The organism is Helicobacter apodemus, assembly GCF_000765745.2.
Classification (GTDB): Bacteria; Campylobacterota; Campylobacteria; order Campylobacterales; family Helicobacteraceae; genus Helicobacter_D; species Helicobacter_D apodemus.
In genome coordinates, this window is sequence record NZ_JRPC02000008.1 from 1 (window position 1) to 18,632 (window position 18,632).

Annotated in this window: 23 protein-coding genes; 5 read left to right on the plus strand and 18 right to left on the minus strand. The window is 34.0% G+C overall.

The window, feature by feature from the left end; translation table 11 throughout:
* Positions 1 to 101 precede the first annotated feature (101 nt).
* From LS72_RS10775 to LS72_RS03775, 7 genes are all read right to left on the minus strand, one after another.
* Positions 102 to 239, minus strand: a complete 138-nt coding sequence (locus tag LS72_RS10775; RefSeq protein WP_194145547.1) for a hypothetical protein — start codon at positions 237 to 239, stop codon at positions 102 to 104.
* Between the two features lie 26 nt (positions 240 to 265).
* Complete coding sequence (locus tag LS72_RS03750; protein WP_052087392.1) at positions 266 to 802, minus strand: hypothetical protein; 537 nt, start codon at positions 800 to 802, stop codon at positions 266 to 268.
* A gap of 36 nt (positions 803 to 838) precedes the next feature.
* On the minus strand, positions 839 to 1,078 hold the full coding sequence (locus LS72_RS03755; protein ID WP_138155058.1) for a radical SAM family protein: 240 nt from the start codon (positions 1,076 to 1,078) through the stop codon (positions 839 to 841).
* A gap of 303 nt (positions 1,079 to 1,381) precedes the next feature.
* Entirely contained in the window at positions 1,382 to 2,350 is a 969-nt protein-coding gene (locus LS72_RS03760; RefSeq protein ID WP_194145548.1) for an FkbM family methyltransferase, read from the minus strand.
* Between the two features lie 4 nt (positions 2,351 to 2,354).
* Entirely contained in the window at positions 2,355 to 2,459 is a 105-nt protein-coding gene (locus LS72_RS03765; protein ID WP_034555397.1) for a hypothetical protein, read from the minus strand.
* Positions 2,460 to 2,632: 173 nt separating this feature from the next.
* A complete protein-coding gene (pseI, locus tag LS72_RS03770) occupies positions 2,633 to 3,649 on the minus strand; it encodes a pseudaminic acid synthase (RefSeq protein ID WP_034555395.1) in 1,017 nt (338 codons plus the stop codon).
* A gap of 97 nt (positions 3,650 to 3,746) precedes the next feature.
* Positions 3,747 to 3,965 carry a hypothetical protein gene (locus tag LS72_RS03775; RefSeq protein WP_034555393.1) on the minus strand — a complete coding sequence of 73 codons (219 nt, stop codon included), beginning with the start codon at positions 3,963 to 3,965 and terminating at the stop codon, positions 3,747 to 3,749.
* 187 nt (positions 3,966 to 4,152) lie between these two features.
* On the opposite strand from LS72_RS03775, the gene LS72_RS03780 reads away from it, so the two are divergent.
* From LS72_RS03780 to LS72_RS03800, 5 genes are read left to right on the plus strand one after another with little or no spacing between them, the layout of a single operon-like run.
* A complete protein-coding gene (locus tag LS72_RS03780) occupies positions 4,153 to 6,672 on the plus strand; it encodes a translocation/assembly module TamB domain-containing protein (protein ID WP_034552664.1) in 2,520 nt (839 codons plus the stop codon).
* A gap of 9 nt (positions 6,673 to 6,681) precedes the next feature.
* The gene (locus LS72_RS03785; RefSeq protein WP_034552667.1) at positions 6,682 to 7,440 is read left to right on the plus strand and encodes an exodeoxyribonuclease III; all 759 of its coding nucleotides are present in this window, start codon (positions 6,682 to 6,684) and stop codon (positions 7,438 to 7,440) included.
* A complete protein-coding gene (gene ybeY / locus LS72_RS03790; RefSeq protein WP_034552670.1) occupies positions 7,430 to 7,882 on the plus strand; it encodes an rRNA maturation RNase YbeY in 453 nt (150 codons plus the stop codon). Before LS72_RS03785 ends, ybeY begins: the two co-directional genes overlap by 11 nt.
* Positions 7,883 to 7,909: 27 nt before the next feature.
* Positions 7,910 to 9,301, plus strand: a complete 1,392-nt coding sequence (gene dcuC, locus LS72_RS03795) for a C4-dicarboxylate transporter DcuC (RefSeq protein ID WP_034552673.1) — start codon at positions 7,910 to 7,912, stop codon at positions 9,299 to 9,301.
* A gap of 10 nt (positions 9,302 to 9,311) precedes the next feature.
* Positions 9,312 to 9,593 carry a metal-sensing transcriptional repressor gene (locus LS72_RS03800; RefSeq protein WP_034552676.1) on the plus strand — a complete coding sequence of 94 codons (282 nt, stop codon included), beginning with the start codon at positions 9,312 to 9,314 and terminating at the stop codon, positions 9,591 to 9,593.
* A gap of 17 nt (positions 9,594 to 9,610) precedes the next feature.
* Here the strand turns inward: LS72_RS03800 and LS72_RS03805 are convergent, their stop codons facing one another.
* The 11 genes from LS72_RS03805 to LS72_RS03855 form a co-directional block, all read right to left on the minus strand.
* Positions 9,611 to 10,345, minus strand: a complete 735-nt coding sequence (locus LS72_RS03805; protein WP_034552678.1) for an energy-coupling factor ABC transporter ATP-binding protein — start codon at positions 10,343 to 10,345, stop codon at positions 9,611 to 9,613.
* Positions 10,342 to 11,142 carry an energy-coupling factor transporter transmembrane component T family protein gene (locus LS72_RS03810; RefSeq protein WP_034552681.1) on the minus strand — a complete coding sequence of 267 codons (801 nt, stop codon included), beginning with the start codon at positions 11,140 to 11,142 and terminating at the stop codon, positions 10,342 to 10,344. Before LS72_RS03810 ends, LS72_RS03805 begins: the two co-directional genes overlap by 4 nt.
* A complete protein-coding gene (locus LS72_RS03815) occupies positions 11,135 to 12,130 on the minus strand; it encodes an energy-coupling factor ABC transporter permease (RefSeq protein WP_034552683.1) in 996 nt (331 codons plus the stop codon). Before LS72_RS03815 ends, LS72_RS03810 begins: the two co-directional genes overlap by 8 nt.
* 130 nt (positions 12,131 to 12,260) lie before the next feature.
* Positions 12,261 to 12,803, minus strand: a complete 543-nt coding sequence (locus tag LS72_RS03820) for a YceI family protein (RefSeq protein ID WP_034552686.1) — start codon at positions 12,801 to 12,803, stop codon at positions 12,261 to 12,263.
* Between the two features lie 60 nt (positions 12,804 to 12,863).
* Positions 12,864 to 13,775, minus strand: a complete 912-nt coding sequence (gene cmoB / locus LS72_RS03825) for a tRNA 5-methoxyuridine(34)/uridine 5-oxyacetic acid(34) synthase CmoB (protein WP_034552688.1) — start codon at positions 13,773 to 13,775, stop codon at positions 12,864 to 12,866.
* Positions 13,759 to 13,986 carry a hypothetical protein gene (locus LS72_RS03830; protein ID WP_052087215.1) on the minus strand — a complete coding sequence of 76 codons (228 nt, stop codon included), beginning with the start codon at positions 13,984 to 13,986 and terminating at the stop codon, positions 13,759 to 13,761. The genes cmoB and LS72_RS03830 overlap by 17 nt, the downstream gene beginning before the upstream one ends.
* 11 nt (positions 13,987 to 13,997) lie before the next feature.
* A complete protein-coding gene (gene rseP / locus LS72_RS03835) occupies positions 13,998 to 15,068 on the minus strand; it encodes an RIP metalloprotease RseP (RefSeq protein WP_034552691.1) in 1,071 nt (356 codons plus the stop codon).
* 9 nt (positions 15,069 to 15,077) lie between these two features.
* Positions 15,078 to 15,623 (minus strand): CDP-diacylglycerol--glycerol-3-phosphate 3-phosphatidyltransferase, encoded by a 546-nt coding sequence (gene pgsA / locus LS72_RS03840; RefSeq protein ID WP_034552693.1) that lies wholly within the window; start codon positions 15,621 to 15,623, stop codon positions 15,078 to 15,080.
* Complete coding sequence (locus tag LS72_RS03845) at positions 15,624 to 16,406, minus strand: enoyl-ACP reductase (protein ID WP_034552696.1); 783 nt, start codon at positions 16,404 to 16,406, stop codon at positions 15,624 to 15,626. It lies immediately after the preceding gene.
* Positions 16,403 to 17,317 (minus strand): 4-hydroxy-tetrahydrodipicolinate synthase, encoded by a 915-nt coding sequence (gene dapA / locus LS72_RS03850; RefSeq protein WP_034552699.1) that lies wholly within the window; start codon positions 17,315 to 17,317, stop codon positions 16,403 to 16,405. The genes LS72_RS03845 and dapA overlap by 4 nt, the downstream gene beginning before the upstream one ends.
* Positions 17,318 to 17,327: 10 nt before the next feature.
* Positions 17,328 to 18,596 (minus strand): M16 family metallopeptidase, encoded by a 1,269-nt coding sequence (locus LS72_RS03855; RefSeq protein ID WP_034552703.1) that lies wholly within the window; start codon positions 18,594 to 18,596, stop codon positions 17,328 to 17,330.
* Between the last annotated feature and the right edge of the window lie 36 nt (positions 18,597 to 18,632).

The following is an 18,632-nucleotide window of genomic DNA, read 5'->3' on the forward strand; positions in this document are numbered from 1 at the left end:
TTAATATCCTAAATCAAGCTGAATTTTCAAAGAACCCTTTTAAAATGCAAAAAAGGAAGTGAAATTATAGTAAAAATAGCTTAATATGAGATTAAGGGGGGTTAAATAATAGCCCCAATGCTTGTGTCGGGATAATCCATAAAGTCTTTAAAGTTTAGTGATTTGGTATTCACTTTTGATAATCTTTGGTGATTACACCTTAAAATCACTCCTTGTTGTGAGATAATGGATTGCTTCATTTGCTTGCATTCACAAACAAGATTTCTTACTCCAAATACTCCAAAATATCTTTTTTAGAAGTCTTCCATTCTCCAATATGTTGCCATTTCATCGTATAGCAATAACGACAAAAGGGCAATGGCTTTGCCATAAAGCTTAGAATCTCTTGATAAGTTAGATTAGGTTTGTGAATATCTATAAAATCCAAAGGCGTGATTTGTAAATTTTGTGAAAAATGCTTGTTAAAATATTCAATGTAAGCGGTAAAAGTGCAGGGGTAAAGTCTGCCATTATAAAGTTGTGCACATTGATTGAGTGTGCAACCAATGAAGCTTTCGAAGGGGTTAGAATTACCCTTAGGATTCAAAATCATTTTTGTCATCACCTTTTGTTTCTTATCTGAACCCATAAAAAACCTAAACACAACCACTTCCTCCTTGCAGATTCGTTGTATTTCGTCCCAATCTATCTTAATAGGATATTTTGTGGGGTGGATTTCTATGGCATTTTCTCTGCAAGATTGCCAAAATGCTTTATCTTGCTTGGGAAGCAGGATTCCATTGGTTACAAGCCAAATAGGCACATTAGGAAAATATTTGCGGTGAGGGCAAAAAAATCTTTACAATTTGGATTTAGCAAGTGGTTCTCCGCCCATTAGCTGTATTTTGCCTATAAATCCTTGCGTAACCGCACTTAAGGCTTTTATATCTCTCTCATAAGCTTGAATATCTGGAAATTTTGATTGTGCAATTTGAGAGAAATGTGAGCAACCAAAGCAATTTAGATTACAAGAATCCGCTAGATGAATATGAATTTTGGTTAGATATGTGGGTGGTGTTAGCTTTTCTACATAGTGCAATAACCTAGAATTTAGCCTCTTTTTACGCCTAAATCTCTGGAATTTTTGCTTTAATTTCAAAATAAAAGGAAACTTTAGCCTATTTTGCCCCCCCCCCCCGATAATAATCTATATCATCTAGTTTCCTTTGAATGATTTTTTCAAATTATAAAGAAAAATATATTATTTTTAAGAATGTAGGCAAATGCAGGTAAGAAGCTTGAGCTATTGATGAATCCTCTTATTTCTTTCCTTATAGAGGCAAGCTAGTTCTATTTTCAAGTTTCTCACCAAATACTCTAACACTTTACCCTCTAATCGCCCTCACTGATTCCAATAAATATTTTCTTTGGGGACAAAGAGATAGTCCCAACCATTCCACATTAATATTCTATACCCCTTAGCATTTAATAAACTTATCACTTCCCTTTGTGCATCTTTAAAATAATTATGCTCTATGGCAATGCAACTAAAGCGGTATTTAGAAAAGTCAATACCCTTTAAAACTTCTAATTCTCCTCCTTCTACATCTAAAGACATAAAATCAATATGAGAGACTTGAGGATAGTTTTCCATAATTTCATCAAAGGTTGCCGTAGGCACTTCAATATAAGTAATACTTGCGTTGGCTTCTATTCTCTTTTTATGAGAAAGCGTTAAATTAACCTCTAAAGTATCCAATGTATCACTTTTTGAGGTTGCCATTTTTGTAATTCCAATGTTTTTAGAATAAACCGCTAAATTATAAACATCGCATTTACGATTTTGTTGTAGCCTCTTAAAAGTAAGAGGATTTGCTTCGACACAAAAGCCACTCCAACCTAATTGCTCAAAAAGATAGGTATTAGAAATATTCTTTCCATCGTGTGCCCCAATATCTACAAAGAATCCTTGTTTTTTGTGGCAATTTAGAACATAAGCAATAGCATCTTGACCCAACTGACCACGAAAAGGGATACCCTGTAACTTAGAATTCCAAAAAATATCTGCTATGGCTTCAATTTTTTTGATTCTTTGGAGAGTGTCTTGTGATAATACACTTGCTTCAGACCCCCTTGAAAGACTATCAACTATCCTAAAATTGTCTCTAATGTTTGGAAAGTTAAGAAAGAAATACCATAATCCACCACACCACCACCATTTATAATAATAAATAAATGCTTCACCTAATCTATAAGTCAAGCTATTTTTAATGGCTAAGGCTTGTTTATAATCACTTAGTGTTTCTAGTTTTGGATATTTTAAGGGGGAAGAATGTTTAAGATATGTTTTATGGTGGTATGAGATTTTCAATAACCTAAATAAAACGCCCCCCCCCCCGACTATTATTACTTTCTATAACCTCTCCTATTTTAAAAGCAAGATGATTTTTAACCCGCTCTACTGCACTATTTGGATTCATTAATACTCCTTAATTTTGATGGGGTAATGATACCAAACTTTTTTATAAAACATTGCAAAGATGCTATATTATCCTTAAATAGCATAACAGCACAAAGATTAGATAGCAACAAGGATTGTTTATTATTTCTAAGCAAAGAAGTAGAGAAGTAAGCAAGAAAAAAGAAGAATCAATTATGATTTAAAATCCCCAAACTCTAGAGGCTTCCCAACATATAAGTCTCTAGTTGCCACCTTTCCTATTACTTCTTTTTTATACTTTGGAGCAATCCCAAATCCCGGACGAATAGAGCGAATCTGTGAGGGCTGAATAATCTCTCCCTTTTTGATTTTATCAACTATAAACAAAGAACGCATAAATGCTCTACCCTCTTTGGCTTTAGGGCTTAGTGCATAAGAAGTATCCCCTAAGAGATCTTCAACCTCACGAATGGCTTGTGAAAGACTTAAAAATTCTTGTGCTTCCATACTAAAAGCACTATCAACGCCCCCTAAACTCCTCTTTAAAATAAAATGTTTTTCAATCACACTAGCACCCAAAGCCCTAGCGGTTATGGCAGCATTCACACCTAAAGTATGGTCAGATAATCCTACTTTTACACCAAAATCTTTTTGCATTTGTGGGATAAGACTTAAGTTTGCCTCATTTAAAGGAGCAGGATAAGAGCTTGTGCATTGCAATAAAGTAATATCTTCTACACCCTCGCTCCTACAGACATCAATAGCATCTTGTATCTCCTCTTTGGTAGCGATTCCTTTTGATAATATCATAGGCTTATGCTTACTTGCTATATAAGCAATAAGCTCCAAATCTGTAATTTCAAAAGAGGCGACTTTATAGATAGGATTTCCTAAAGATTCTAAAAAATCCACCGCTTCTTTACTAAAAGGACTAGAAAAACATATTAACCCCAAGCCCTTAGCATAGGCAAACAACTCTTCATGCCATTCCCAAGGAGTCATCGCTTCTTTATAAAGATTATAAAGGTTTTTACCCTCCCACAAAGTTCCCTTAATCCTAAAAGACTCTAAATCACAATTTAAAGTCATACAATCTGGAGTGTAGGTTTGCAGCTTTATCGCATCAGCTCCAGAATCTTTAGCCGCTTTTATGGTCTTCAATGCTAATTCTTTACTTTGATTATGATTAGCTGATAATTCTGCGACAAGAAAGGTTTTATTACTACGCAACACTAATCCTTAAGAGATAAATTAAATTATACGACTTTAAACAATGATTTTCATTTTAACACTGCTTTAAAAGCACCAAAACACTTAGTGTTTTGGATTAAGCCATAATATCAAGCTTCCCATTAGAATTATTTTGTGGAAGTGAAGCTGGCACAACATGATAAGGAGAGTCATTTCCTTGAGTTTGTAAATTTGATTGTTCTTCCATACTATTAATTAATGAACCCATCAAATTTTCTTCTGTATTAATTGCCTTTTTTAAGGCACTCAAATTTCCACTAGCCACTACAGATGCGCTATTAATTCCTGAAATCATATTAGACTCCTTATCTTAAAACTTGTAACTTCCTAACATCTAACCAAATAAGACAAAGAAGTTACAAAGCTATATCGGCAATTTTTTGGTTTTTATAAAATTTCAAATGTAGAGTTTCATACATACATTTTATTTTATTTTAGATAGAATCTGAAAAATTACTACTTAGAGCATTAGGGAGGTTTTAATGAAGGTTCTAAAAATTTTAGGAATTACTTTTGCAGTGATTTTAATAATCCTTGCTTCTACGATTTTTTGGGTATTTTCAAATAGCGGGAATGAGTTTTTAAAAAATACTATCACAAAAATTGCTAATGAAAAAGCCCCTATTGGTTTAGAATTTACACATTTTAAGCTTGGTTTTAGAGATTTTGCCTTTAGCCTTAAAGATAAGCAACAATCACAAATTGCCTTAAACGGAGACTATTCCCTTCTCACCCTAAATACAAATGCACAAATTAGTGCAGTTATTAAAGATTTAAGCCTTTATGAACAACTTATTGGAATAAGATTAAATGGAGGAGCAAGTCTTAATGGGGAAATTATAAAAAAATCTAATAATCTTGCCATCAAAGCAGACTTCAAGGCTTTTAAAAGCACTATTAATATTGATGTAATATTAGAAAATTACAATCCTAAAAAACTCTTCATCACAAGCAAAGAAGGGATTGACCTTCAATCCTTACTCACTTTTCTTAATCAACCCTCCTATGCAAGTGGGAAGATTCTCCTTAATGCAGATTTAGATATATCCAATCTCGCCTCTCCTAATGGAGGCTTCAAAATTGCCTCTGATGGTATTTTTCCTAATAATACCCTCTTGCAAAAAGAATACAATTTAACCCTTCCTAAAGAACCCATTAAACTTGCTATTAATGGAGAAGCAAAAGCAAATCACATCTTAACAACTATTTTGGCAAATTCAAGCTATTTTCAACTAACCTCTAAGGACTTACTCTTAAACCTCAAAGATTATTCTACAAATGGCAATTTAAAAACCATTATTAATCATATTCGTTTCAATGATTTCACAATCAAAACTCCTGTAACTACAAATGTTGCCCTAAAATCTAAAGATATTACCAATCAAGAAGCTACGCTTACACTTTATGCACTCACCAACCCTATCTTAGCCCACCTAAATATCCCTAATTATAAACCAACAAATGCCCTTATTGAAGGCAAGGATTTAAGCATAAAAGAAATTTTAGACTTTACAGCCCTACCCTATAAAGCACAAGGGAACATCAACCTTAATGCAGAGATTAACGCTATTAATCTTACGCCTCTAAATTATAACCTTAAAGCCAACCTCTCTAGCTCTATCCAATCCTTAGTCTTTAATGATTTAAACCTAGCATCCAACAATACTTTAGAAGCTACTATAACTGGTAATCCTAAAGCTATGAATATTGAAACAAAAAGTGATTTATTTGATTCTAAAATCTATGCTAATGCACTTTTGAAAGAATATTCCCCTAACAATATTATCTTAGAATTAGAGAATCTCAATTTAGAAAAAGTCTCTAAACTCCTTAATTATGATATTTATGGCGCCTTAAATGCCAAAGCAGCCCTTGAAAATTTTAAAGATTCAAGTTTTGATGGTGATTTTAGCCTTAATGCACCAGAATTGACACTCTCTAAAAAAACGCTTAACACTTTAAGCGGTATGGAATTTAAACACGATATTATTTTTGCACTTAACGGAGATGGTGATTTTAAGCAAGGCAAAGGTGAAGCCAAGCTTAATGTTACAGGAAAGGACATAATACTCGAAATTAGCAATGCCCTTATCAACCTAAAAGACAATGCCTATAGTGCAAATTTCAATTTTCATACCCCAAATATTGCCAATATCAACCCTCTAAAATTACCCCTTCAAGGCAAACTTACCTTAAAAGGCAATGCGGGGTTTGCAGACAATATTCCTATGCTTTATTTAATTAATAAAAATTTTGGTGATTTAGAACTCACTTTGGCTAATGAACATTTAAAAATTGACGCTAATAATTTATCCGCAAAGAAAATTGCAGATTTTACAGGCAATGGTAAGCTTATCAAAGGTGGAACTTTCAATATAAATACAGATTTAACCCTAAAGCTTAAGGATATGATACAAAATCTCAATGGTTTCTTAAAACTTCAAGGAAAAAATATAGAAATTTATAGTATTGATATTGACGCACTTGCAAACAATTATGAAAAAACCAATCAAATCAATCTCCTTGATATTGGAGCTTTTGTGCTTGCAGGTCCTCTTGGAATAGCTGCTACCAAGGGGGGAGACTTAGGAAAAATGGGATTGAATTCGATTCTTGATACAAAAACTGCCATCAAAGAGCTAGAGGCAAATATTGATCTTCAAAAAGGTATCGCCACCGCTAAGGATGCAGCCTTTGCTACAACTAAAACAAGAATTGCAGCAAAAGGTGCTATCAACCTCAATAACCAATCTTTTGATAATTTTTATATTGGCTTACTTGATGCGAATAATTGTGCAAAATACTCACAAAAAATTGAAGGCTCCCTTACAAATCCTAAAATTCAAATCACCCAAACCGCCGTTAAAACTGCTATTAATCTCGCAACTTCACTCTTAGATAAGGTAGCTAAGGGAGCAAAAACTCTTGCTGAACCCATAACTAAACAAGGGGAGAACTGCAAACCTTTCTATAATGGAGCAGTTAAGCACCCAAAGAAATAAAGGAAAACTATGAAATTAATCTCGTGGAATGTCAATGGATTAAGGGCTTGTATGAATAAAGGTTTTATGGATTTTTTTAACGCTATTAATGCGGATATTTTTTGTATCCAAGAATCTAAAATGCAAAAAGAACAAGCAACTTTTGATTTTAAAGGTTATGAGGAGTTTTGGAATAGTGCTGAAAAAAAGGGATATTCTGGTGTAGCAATCTTTAGCAAAATCAAACCCTTAAATGTAGCCTATGATATGGGGATAGAACATCACGACAAAGAGGGTAGAATCATTACAGCGGAATTTCAAAATTTTTATTTAGTCAATGTCTATACACCAAACTCTAAAAGGGAATTAGAAAGATTAGACTATAGAATGCAATGGGAAGATGATTTTCGCAGCTTTTTAAAAAACTTAGAGCAATCTAAACCCGTAATTATCTGTGGGGATTTAAATGTAGCCCATAAAGAAATTGACTTAAAAAACCCCAAAACAAATCGTAGAAATGCTGGTTTTACCGATGAAGAGAGGGAGAAAATGTCGCTTTTATTAGATTCTGGTTTTACCGATACTTTCCGATACTTTTACCCTAACTTAGAAGGGGCTTATAGCTGGTGGAGCTATATGGGCAAAGCAAGAGCAAATAACACGGGATGGAGAATCGATTATTTCCTATGCTCTAAAAACCTTGATTGCAAACTTTTAGGAGCAAAAATTCATCCTGAAATTATGGGAAGCGACCACTGCCCTGTGGAGTTAGAAATTAATGTCTCCTAAAATCGACTACCACAACCAAACTCCCTATGTTGTAGAAAAACATTTTTATGATTTATTAGAGAAAATCTTTGATAAAATCCTTAAAGATTCTAACCTAAGCGACAAACAATGCGAAGTTTTATTAGTCGATAATGCAACTATACAATCTTTCAATAAAGATTATAGGAATAAAGATGAAATTACTGATGTTTTATCATTTCCCCTTAAAAGTGAGTTTTCTCCCCTCATAGGAAGTGTCCTTATTTCTTTAGATTATGCACAAAGCATTGCTAATGCCCTCAAGCATTCTTTAGAAGAGGAAATTGCTTTATTGTTCATTCACGGAATCTTGCATCTAATAGGCTTTGACCACGAGAGGGATGAGGGTGAACATCGTGCAAAAGAAGAAGAAATTATTCATCTTTTTAACCTTCCACAAAGTCTTATTATGAGAAATTCTTAAAAATCTAAAAGAGGGCAAAGGGGAATAATGGGTATTTTAATGATATTTTCAACCATTTTAGCAACAAGCATTGTTGCTTATTATATTTTAAAGCAATATAATCCAATTTTTGTATTCTTATTCTCTGGAATTATTCTTTTAATCCTTGCCTTTTATCTCATAGGCACTCCTATACCCTCACAAACCCAAAGAAATGTAGAAGAAATAACTTTTTTTACGACCCTTTTAGATAGTTTTACTTTCATAACTACCACTTTTCAAAAACAGCTTTCAGGAGTTGGGCTTATCATTATGTCTGTAGCAGGATTTGCAGCTTATATGAAGCATATCAACGCATCTGCTAAACTTGCCTTTTTAGCCAACAGGCCCTTAAGCAAAATCCAAAACAAATACCTTATCTTAAGCGGAACTTTTGTTGTGGGTATGGCTTTAAAAATTGTTATTTCAAGCTATGCTGGAATTTTACTTTTATTGCTTGCCTGTATTTATCCTGTTTTAATAGCACTTGGGATTCGCCCTATTGTTGCTCTAAGTGTGTTATCCCTTATTACCTTAGATTATGGACCCAAAGATGGAAACTCTATTAATATGGCAGATATGATAGGACAAAAAGACAATGTTGTAGGCTTATTTTTACATTATCAGCTTTGGGTAGTCTTAGCCTATGTCGTGATTATCGCCCTCTTAATTCCTTTTTATTTTGCCTGGATAGACAAAAGGGATAAAGCGAAAAATCGCCTACAAGAGCACAATGAAATTCCAGAAATTATTAATCCACAATGCCCGACTTTTTATATACTTTTGCCTTGGTTGCCTATCGTATTTTTATTTGTTGCGTATTTTCTCCAAATCAAACTTGATGTTATCACAGCAAACTTTATGAGTATTGCATTAGTTTTTGTTATAGAGTTTATTAGGCATAAAAATGCAAAAAAACTAGGAGAGGATATGGTAGTCATCCTCAAAGCAATGAGTGAAATTTTTATCTCTGTTGTTAGCATTATTATAGCAGCAGGAGTTTTTGCAGAGGGGATTAAGGCATTAGGAGGAATTGCGATTTTAGGTGATGGAATTGCAAACTTAGGGGTTTCTGCTGTGATTTTAACCATTACCATTTTAAGCTTTTTAGTTTATTTCTTCGCGATGATTATGGGAAGTGGCATTGCTGCTTTCAACGCCTTTGGCAGATTAGCCCCTGATATAGCAACAAAACTTGGTATCGCTCCTATTACTCTAGTTTTACCCATAGAAATTGCCTCAGCTTTAGGCAGGGCAGCTTCTCCTATTGCTGGAGGTATCTTAGCTCTTGCAGGTTTTGCAAAAGTCCCTCCGATAGAAATCATCAAACGCACAACCCCACTTCTGCTTATAGGTATGGGTATTAATATTTTAGTCTCTTGGTATTTGACTTTTTTATAAAGGAGAAAAAATGTGTAAGAAAACCCATCAACATATCCATACAGAGACAAAAGCTGTATTAAACCGATTATCAAGAGCCATAGGGCATATGGAATCTATTAAAACTATGGTAAAGAATGATCGCGATTGTAGCGAAGTGCTTATCCAACTCGCTGCTGTTAAATCTGCTATTAATGGAATAGCCAAAGTAATTTTAAAAGACCACATGAATCATTGTATTGTTAATGCCATAAAAGCTAATGACAACGAAGTTATTGAAGAGCTTAAAAAGGCTATTGATAAATTCCTATAACAAGCTCAAAACTAATATTAACGACCTTGATAAGATAAAGGAAGCTCTAGATTATATTGCTCCAATAGCTCTTTATTGGTTAATACCTCTTTGCATTTTCCCTTAGCCACGATCTCACCCTTATAGAACATTATAATTGTAGAGCAAGTTTCTAATAAAAAATCCAAATCGTGCGAAGTGATAAGTTTGTTCTGGGGTAAATTATTTAAGACTTTTATGAGATTCCTACGATTTTTTGCATCAAGGGTAATGGAAGGTTCATCAAGTAATAAAATATCTGGATTCATCGATAAAGCACTGGCTATACATACAAGCTTTTTCTCTCCTCCTGATAATCCATAAGTTTGCCTATCTTTTAAATGTAAAATCCCTATTTTCTCTAAAGCATTACAAACTAGCGTATCTACTTCAGGCAATTGATAATTACGTGGTGCGAATGCTATATCATCATACACATTAGGCATAAAAAGCTGATGATTAGATTCTTGAAAAACATAGCCTATCTTTTGGCGAATAGCGACTAGGTTTTCTTTTTTTAATACTATTTTATTGATAGAAATTTCCCCACTAAAACCACTCTCAAACCCCACTAAGAGCTTCAAAAGTGTAGATTTTCCCGCACCATTTTGCCCAATAATACCTACACTCTCTCCCTCTAAAACATTAAAAGATAGGTTTTTTAATAAGATTTTATCTTTCTCATAGCCAAAGTTAAGATTATTGACAACAATACAAGGATTAAAAGGATTCACAAAAACCAATCCCCTATCATTTCAAAGACAGAAAAATTCCGAAGTAAGGACAAAACAATCATCCAAGCGATTAAATACCAAGATTGAATCCACAAAACCCTGCCATACTTTATAGAATAAAACTCCCCTCGATAACCCCTTAAGCACATACTCTGATACACTTCATAAGCACGATTAATACTTCTTAAAAGAATTAATCCTACTAATGAGCCCCAAACTTTAAAATGTATCCCATTTGCTCTTAATGCCTTTAGAGAATAGGCTTCTAAAGTATATTTAACTTCTAATAAAAAAATAGGAATATAACGATAGGTAAGCAAAATCTGTGTAACAAGCACTTTAGGCACACGAATAATCCTCAAAGCATAGCAAATCCCCTCTATAGAAGTAGTAGCAATAAGCAAATAAGAAGCTAAAAGACTTAATACGCCTTTGCCAATAAGCGTAATCATAGAGACTACTCCCCCTGTAATGGTGATTTGATTCCATACTATTAGGGGCTTAGTATCAAAAAAAGGATTAAAAACCCCAAACAAACTAATAAATAGAAGCAAAAACCTTAGCCGATACACAGTTTTAAAAAGTGAGATTCCACTAAGCTCAAAGAGAATAAGCGGATAAACCAACATAGTAAATAGTCCCATAATATGGTATTTATCAAAAGAAACAACAAGCAAAATATAAAAAAGTGTAACTATTACTTTAAAAAGAGGATGAATGCGATTAATCCATTTATCCTCTCTTGATAATCTATCAAATATTTGTATTTGCTCTAATGCGCTAGATATTTTATCCATAATGTTTATTCTTTAAAGCCCTAAAGAGATAGCAACCCAATACACAGATTAATAACACAACTAAAGAGCCTACAACGCCAGAAAAAGAAGTCCCTAAAATATTTTCAGAATCCATAAAAGCATAATCAGGAAGCAATGCGGTGCTTGTCTGCAAGGCTAAAGCACTTTCATAGATACCGCCTTCTATGGGTAATTCACTAGTTCCCGTTACTCTCTCTAACGACCACTCCAACCCATCAGGAAGTTCGGAAGCTACAAGTGAAAGCAACCCAGCAACGACAAGGGTAATAACAGATAATAGTGCAAAAAGTTTAGAAAAGGTAAATTTTTGATGATTAAAAGCACCATCTTCAACACCCCACAAAACATTTGTGCGCATTTCATAAATAAAGCATAGCACCGCAGCAGTTATAAGTCCCTCTACAAAGCCAATAGCGAAATGAATAGGTTGCATAGCTGCAAGGAATAGACTAAAGGGCAAGGAAGTAATACCCGATGCGAGCGTTTCTAAGACGACAGAAAAAGCACCAAGCTGCAAAGTGATAACACTAGCAAGGATAGAGACAAAAATAATTTTACCCTTAGAAATGCCCTTGCTTATAAAAAACTTCCAAATTAATGCCCCAATAAAACAACCATAAAATCCCATATTCCAAATATTAGCCCCCAATGCTAATAATCCACCATCAGCAAACAAAAGACATTGAATCAAAAGCACACTAATCATTGTCAAAAAGGCGGCATAAGGTCCTAATAGTGCCATCAATAAAACACTTCCCGATAAATGCCCAGAAGAACCTGTTGCGGGTATGGAAAAGTTAATCATTTGTGTAGCAAACACAAAAGCTCCCATAATCCCCATCATAGCAATTTTCCTTGAATCCTCTTGCAATTCTATTTTTTTGATACAATAGGCACCAACAATACCCGAACAGGCATATATTACACCTGCTATAGGGGGCGAGATTAAAGCATCTGCCATATGCATTATACACTCCTTAAATTTTTAGGAATCCTAACACAATAAAATAATCTCTACAAGCCCCCTATAGGGATAATAAAAGTTATTTTAAAACCTAAAGTAACTTATATAGAAGAACAGAAAATTACTTATAAGATTATTTTGGGGTAGCTACTAAAGTAAGTTTAACCTCTAGTTCATCACTTACAAGACTATCTCTAAGATTAGATTCCCACACAACATTAAAGTCTGAACGTTTCACTTTTGTATTAGCTAAGATCTCTAAAATATTCCCATTATTCTTTATTGTGCTATCTAATACAACAGCTTTTGTTTTTCCTTTAATTGTTAAATCTCCATAAATTTTCCCATTTTCAAACTTTGTCATCTTAAAAGTCATATTGGGGTATTTTTTAATATTAAAAATATCCTCTGCCCTTAAATGCTCATCGCGTTTTTGGTTAGCAGTATCTACAGAAGCAACTGCGACTTTCCCCTCAAAAGTATTAAGCTTATTACTAGCTACATCATAATCAATAACAGCTTCAAACTTATCAAAACTTCCATCAACAGCAGAAAGCTTTAAATGATAAATCTGAAAATCAACTTTTGACTTTGCTGCATCTAACGCATAAGGGGCTGCTAAAGCGGTCAAGCTTAAAAAAGCAACTAGAGTAGAAATGGTTAAGAGTTTTTTCATTTAGAATCCTTACTAATAAATATGGCTTAGATTATAACAAAAAACCCTTAAAGCTAGGCATCATTTCCTAGCTTTTAAATACGCCCTTTGTGGTGCTGGATAACCCTCAACAGTCTGTTTAAAAGTAGAATCTAAAAAATCCTCTAAACTCTCTTTGTTGCTCCAAGGAGTTTTTCTCTGCTCTAGCCTTTCTGTTTTAAGGGTGGCAATATGTTTAATCTCTTTAAACCCACATTGCTCCAACCAATTGATAAAAGTAGAGAGTGTAGGGATGAAATAAACATTTTTCATCTTCGCATAACTCCCCTTTGGACAAAGACAAATTGCTTCTTTACCCGGAATTATAATGCTATCAAAAATGGCTTCTCCACCTTGTTTTAAGGCATTATAAATCATTTTAATACAATCTAATGGACTCTTCTTATGATAAAGCACCCCAAGACAAAGCAAAACATCAAAGGAAATTCCTAAAAATGGCAAATCCTCTATACCTAAAAGCTCAAATTTTATCCGTTTATCATTAATAAAAAATTGCATAAAATCAAATTGTAATTTACAAAGTGCAATAGGATCTAAGCCAACTATATATCTAGGGTTTTGTGAGAGCATCCTAAACATATAATAGCCATTATTGCAACCAATATCTCCAACAATTTTGTTTTGAAGGTTTAAATGAGACTCTAAAAGATTATACTTAATCGCACTATTCCACTCACTATCAATTGTTAAATGATGAATCTTAAAAGGTCCTTTACGCCAAGGAATAAGAGAGGCGGCAACATTGTATATAAGGGTTTGGGTATCTTTGCTTAAAGCGGGCAAAGATACTTCTATAAAATCCCCTATCCTTAAAGAAGCCCCCTCTAACTCTTCCTTAGGGATTTGCCCTAAAAGCTCTAAAGATTGCATTAAAGCGATATTATTTTTAAAACTTAAGGCTAAATTGCGTTTTGCTCTAATAGATTGGAGCATCTAAATCCATTAAAGTATCGTGATTCCTAGGTGCATCTTCCCTATAAATTACATTATCTGGACAAGTTTCGCGATAATTCCCTTGAGAATCATAATAATAGCTTTTCTCTTCCCAATAAAAATAAGAATACCCGCACTCATTGCGGTATAAGCAACCATTTAACAATATCGCCACATATACAAGATTTATACCCACCCATAAAAGCTTCATTATCTCTCACTTTAAAAAGGCATTGTGCCATTGATAATTCTTAATATATCATTATATAATCCAAGCCCCATAAGACCAAAAAGCACTATCCACCCTGCCATTGTAAGACGATAGAGGGTATTAACACTTGGAATTCTCTTAGTAATCATCTCATAAAAGGTAAAGATGATATGCCCACCATCTAAAGCAGGAATAGGCAACAAATTCAAAATCCCCAAATTCACAGAAATCAAAGCACTAAAAGCAAAAAGCGTAACAATCCCAATTTCTGTGGCTTTTTTAGTAATAGAAACAATAGAAACAACCCCCCCAACTTCACTAATAGGCACAATACCACTAATGATTTTCTCAATACCCTGCAAAATAAGTGTGCTAGCCTCTATAGTTTTTAAAAAGGCTAAAGGAATGCTCTCAAAAAAGGAATGAGAGACAACTCTTATTTCTCCTGATGCAACAATTCCCAATAAAGGACGCGATATAACCTCTCCAAAGATATTTTTACTCTGACCTATTTGTGGAGTAATGGTTGTAATATATTCTTGATGATTCCGCAAAAAAATAACCTCTAAACTCCCCTTTGATTCTTCAATTCTCCTGCTTAATTCTCCCCAAGTTTTAATAGAAATTCCATTAATCGCTAATATTTCATCACCTACTTTTAACTTCGCCTCACTTGCTGGCATATTTGGCTCTACTTTTCCAATCACGGGTGCTAACTCATTTTGCCCTATAAGAGCTATTGCTACATAGAGCAAAAAGGCTAAGAGTAAATTGAAAAAAGAACCTGCTGCTAAAATAACAAGCCTTTTCCAACTTGCAATGCCATAAAGGCTATCTTTATCATAATTACGCATTTTAGGGTCTATATCACTCTGTCCTTTAAGCTGCACAAATCCACCAAGTGGAATGGGACGCAAAGAATATTCTGTCTCCCCTATAACCTTCCTCCAAATTCTTTGCTTACCAAAGCCTATGCTAAAAGCCTCTACTTTCACCCCAAAGAGTTTTGCACTTAAAAAATGCCCCAATTCGTGAAAAAAAACCAAAAATGATAAAACTAAAATTGAACCAATAATTCCCATTAGAATCCTTTAGCGCGAAAGTATATAGACTTTAACATAATCATAGCCTGAATAAAGTGTGAGAATAACCGCTAACCATAAAGTCGCTGGAGCAAAGGAATAATCCATAAGCAAAAAGGCAACAGCAGTAATTTGCAAACCTGTTTTATATTTTCCTAAATTAGAAGCGATAACTTTAATACCATTAGTAGCAGCCACCACGCGAAGACCTGTAATAAAAAATTCTCTCACTAAAATCAAAAAAACAGCCCATACATCTGCTCTGCCTAATACCAAAAGCCCAATAAATGCTGCTAACATTAAAAGCTTATCGGCTAAAGGATCAAAAATCTCACCAAAACTACTTGTTACTTCGTATTCCCTAGCAATAAAACCATCAAAAAAATCTGTAATACTTGCGATACAAAACACCAAACAAGCAAAATAATTAATCCAAGTAGGGTGAATGGGTGGAGGCAAAAGGCATTGCCCATAAAGCATAATACATAATAACAAAAAGGCAAAAAATATTCTAAGGATCGTTAAGATATTAGGGAGTTTTTGAATATTCCACATTTATTTGAAAGTTGTCCCTCCATCAATAACAATCGTCTGTCCCGTAATCCACGCACTAGAATTGTTATCACAGAGAAATAAACAAGCCCCCGCAATATCCTCTGGCTTCCCCATGCGATTAAGGGGACTATGTGATTGCACTTTTGACTTAATCTCTGCATAATCTGGAAATGCCTTAAGTGCATCTGTATCAATAGGACCTCCACTTACTGCATTAACGCGTATATTAAACTCACCTAATTCCATAGCCGCATATTTTACCATTGTTTCAACAGCATTTTTAGAATTACCATGCCCTGCATAATTTGGCATATACACTAAATTCCCTGTAGAGCTTAAGGAAATAATACTCCCTCCTCCTACTACCTGCATTCGTTTTGCAGCCTCTTGAGCACCTATTACAAAAGCTAAAACAGTGGCGGTATAAATATTATTTAAACCCTTTGGCTTTAAACGCATAAAAGGAGCAAATCCCCCTACTACACTTTTACCATAAATAATAGCATTACTAATAAAAAAATCCACACGTTCAAAATCTTCATCAATTGTTAAAAACAATTCTTTGTAAGTTTCTGGCTCTAAGACATTTAAAGGATAGGTTTTTATTTTTACACCATATTTATTTTGCACATCATTAATGATTTTTTGTGCTTCCTCTTCATTTTTATTATAAGTAAATGCTATATTCACACCCTGCTCTGCGAAACGATACAAAATTGCTTTTCCAATGCCTCTTGTAGCACCACTAATCACTAATGTTTTACCTCTAAAATTTTCTTTCATTGTATAACCTCATAATTTTTCAAAATTTCCTCTAAGTATTTCATATTCTCTACACTTGGGGCGACTAATGGCAAACGATATTCCAAGCTTTCAAGCAATCCGCTTAAATACATTGCCGCCTTAATAGGAATAGGATTGCTCTCACAAAAGAGTGCTTTATTAATAATATAAAGCTCATTATTAAGATTATGGCTTTTATCAAAATCCCTCTGTTTTAAAATACTATGGGTTAATTCAGCGATCTTATTAGGCAAGAGGTTAGAAGTTACAGAGATAACACCAAGACCGCCACAGCAAAGTATAGGATAATTTAAAACATCTTCTCCACTTACAAGGACTAAGTCTTTAGCATTCATATTTAAATCAATAATTTTTTCAATACTTCCACTAGCTTCTTTAACCCCATAAATATTTCTCACTTCCTTAAATAATCTTAAAATCGTTGACGTCTCCAAGCTAACACCTGTTCGTACAGGGACATTATAAAGCATTAAAGGAATTTCAATAGCATTAGCAACAGTTTTATAATGTTGATAAAGTCCTTCTTGGGTAGGTTTATTATAATAAGGGGTAACGCATAAAATCCCATCAGCACCACAATCTTGTGCAAATCTAGCAATCTCTAGGGCTTCTTGCGTAGAATTACTACCCGCACCCGCTAAAACTTTAATATTTAAACCTTTCAATCTATTTTCTTTAGCTACTTTAATGGCGATTTCAATACATTCCTTGTGCTCATTATGGCTTAATGTGGCTGATTCTCCAGTAGTTCCAACAGGAACAATCGCATCAATACCATTATTAATTTGTCTTTGAATGAGCTTCTCATAGGTATTTAAATCAACCTTTCCCTTTTTAAATGGAGTAACTAAAGCAGTCATAGCCCCAATAACTTGATTTTGCAATTCCATAACTTCCCCCTCATTTCTCTAAAGTAGCGACACTTAAATTAGAGGGGACAAAATACTTCTTAGCCACCTCAACAATATCTCCTAACTTTAAACTTTCAAAATTTTCTTCAAACTCTAATAAAGCTTGCAAGTCTCCTCTTGCGATATAACTCCCAAATAAATTCGCCACAGAGCTACTAGATTGCAACCCCTCAAGAAAACTTAGCTTCATATTAAGCTTAACTTTGTCTAAATCCCTTTGTTTAAGTTTGCCATTAGCAATAAAGCGGATTTGTGCCATGATCTCTTTTTCTAGTTTTTCTAAATTTACATTAGGGCTTGCTAAAGCGATAAACAAAAACACGCCCTCATCAAGCAAATCCATATTATAAGCATAAATTTCTATAGCAAGTCTTTTTTTATCCACAATCTCACGCATTAACACACTACTTTTACCACCACTTAAAATTTGACTTAATGCACTAAGAGCAATTTGGTCTTTGTGGTTAAAAGGAGGTATTTTAAAAGCAAGAGCTAGAATCTCTACCTCACTTTGCTTATGCACCGCTGTTCGTCTTAACCCATCTTGTTTTGGTTCTATTGTATAAAATGCAGGAATCTCTATTTTTGAATTTTTAATCAATTCAAAATGCTTTTTGACTTCTTTTAAAGCTACCTTTTCATCAATATCCCCCGCAATTACAATCACTGCATTTTTTGGCTGATAATAGGTTTTATGAAAGTTCTTAATATCCTCTATAGTCCAATTTTTAATATCTTCTATAAAGCCAATAGGAGTCCAATGATAAGGATGATAAACAAAGGCTGTATTAAAAAGCCTAAAATACAAATACCCCATAGGATTATTATCTGTTCGCCAAAGCCTCTCTTCTAAAACCACATTACGTTCTGGCTGAAACTCCTCATCTTTTAATTGAAGGTTTTGCATAACTTCCGCAAAAAGCTCTAAAGATTTGCCTAGATTCTGTGTGCTTGATTTCACATAATAATGCGTATAATCAAAGCTTGTAGCGGCATTAGTAGCACCCCCAAAACTTTTAATGATTTTATCAAACTCACCGGCTTTTAGATTCTTAGTGGATTTGAAGTTTAAATGCTCTAACATATGTGCTATACCACTTTTCCCCATAATCTCATTACGACTTCCTACTTTGTAAAAAATATCGGTTGAGATAACCCCACTTCCATTTTTAAGAGGGATAATTACAACTTCTAAACCATTTCTTAAAACACTTTGGTAATGCTTAGGAAGTGAAGAAGTAAAACTACTCTGTGCCATTAAAACTCCTAAAAAAGTAAAAAATATCAAAAAACT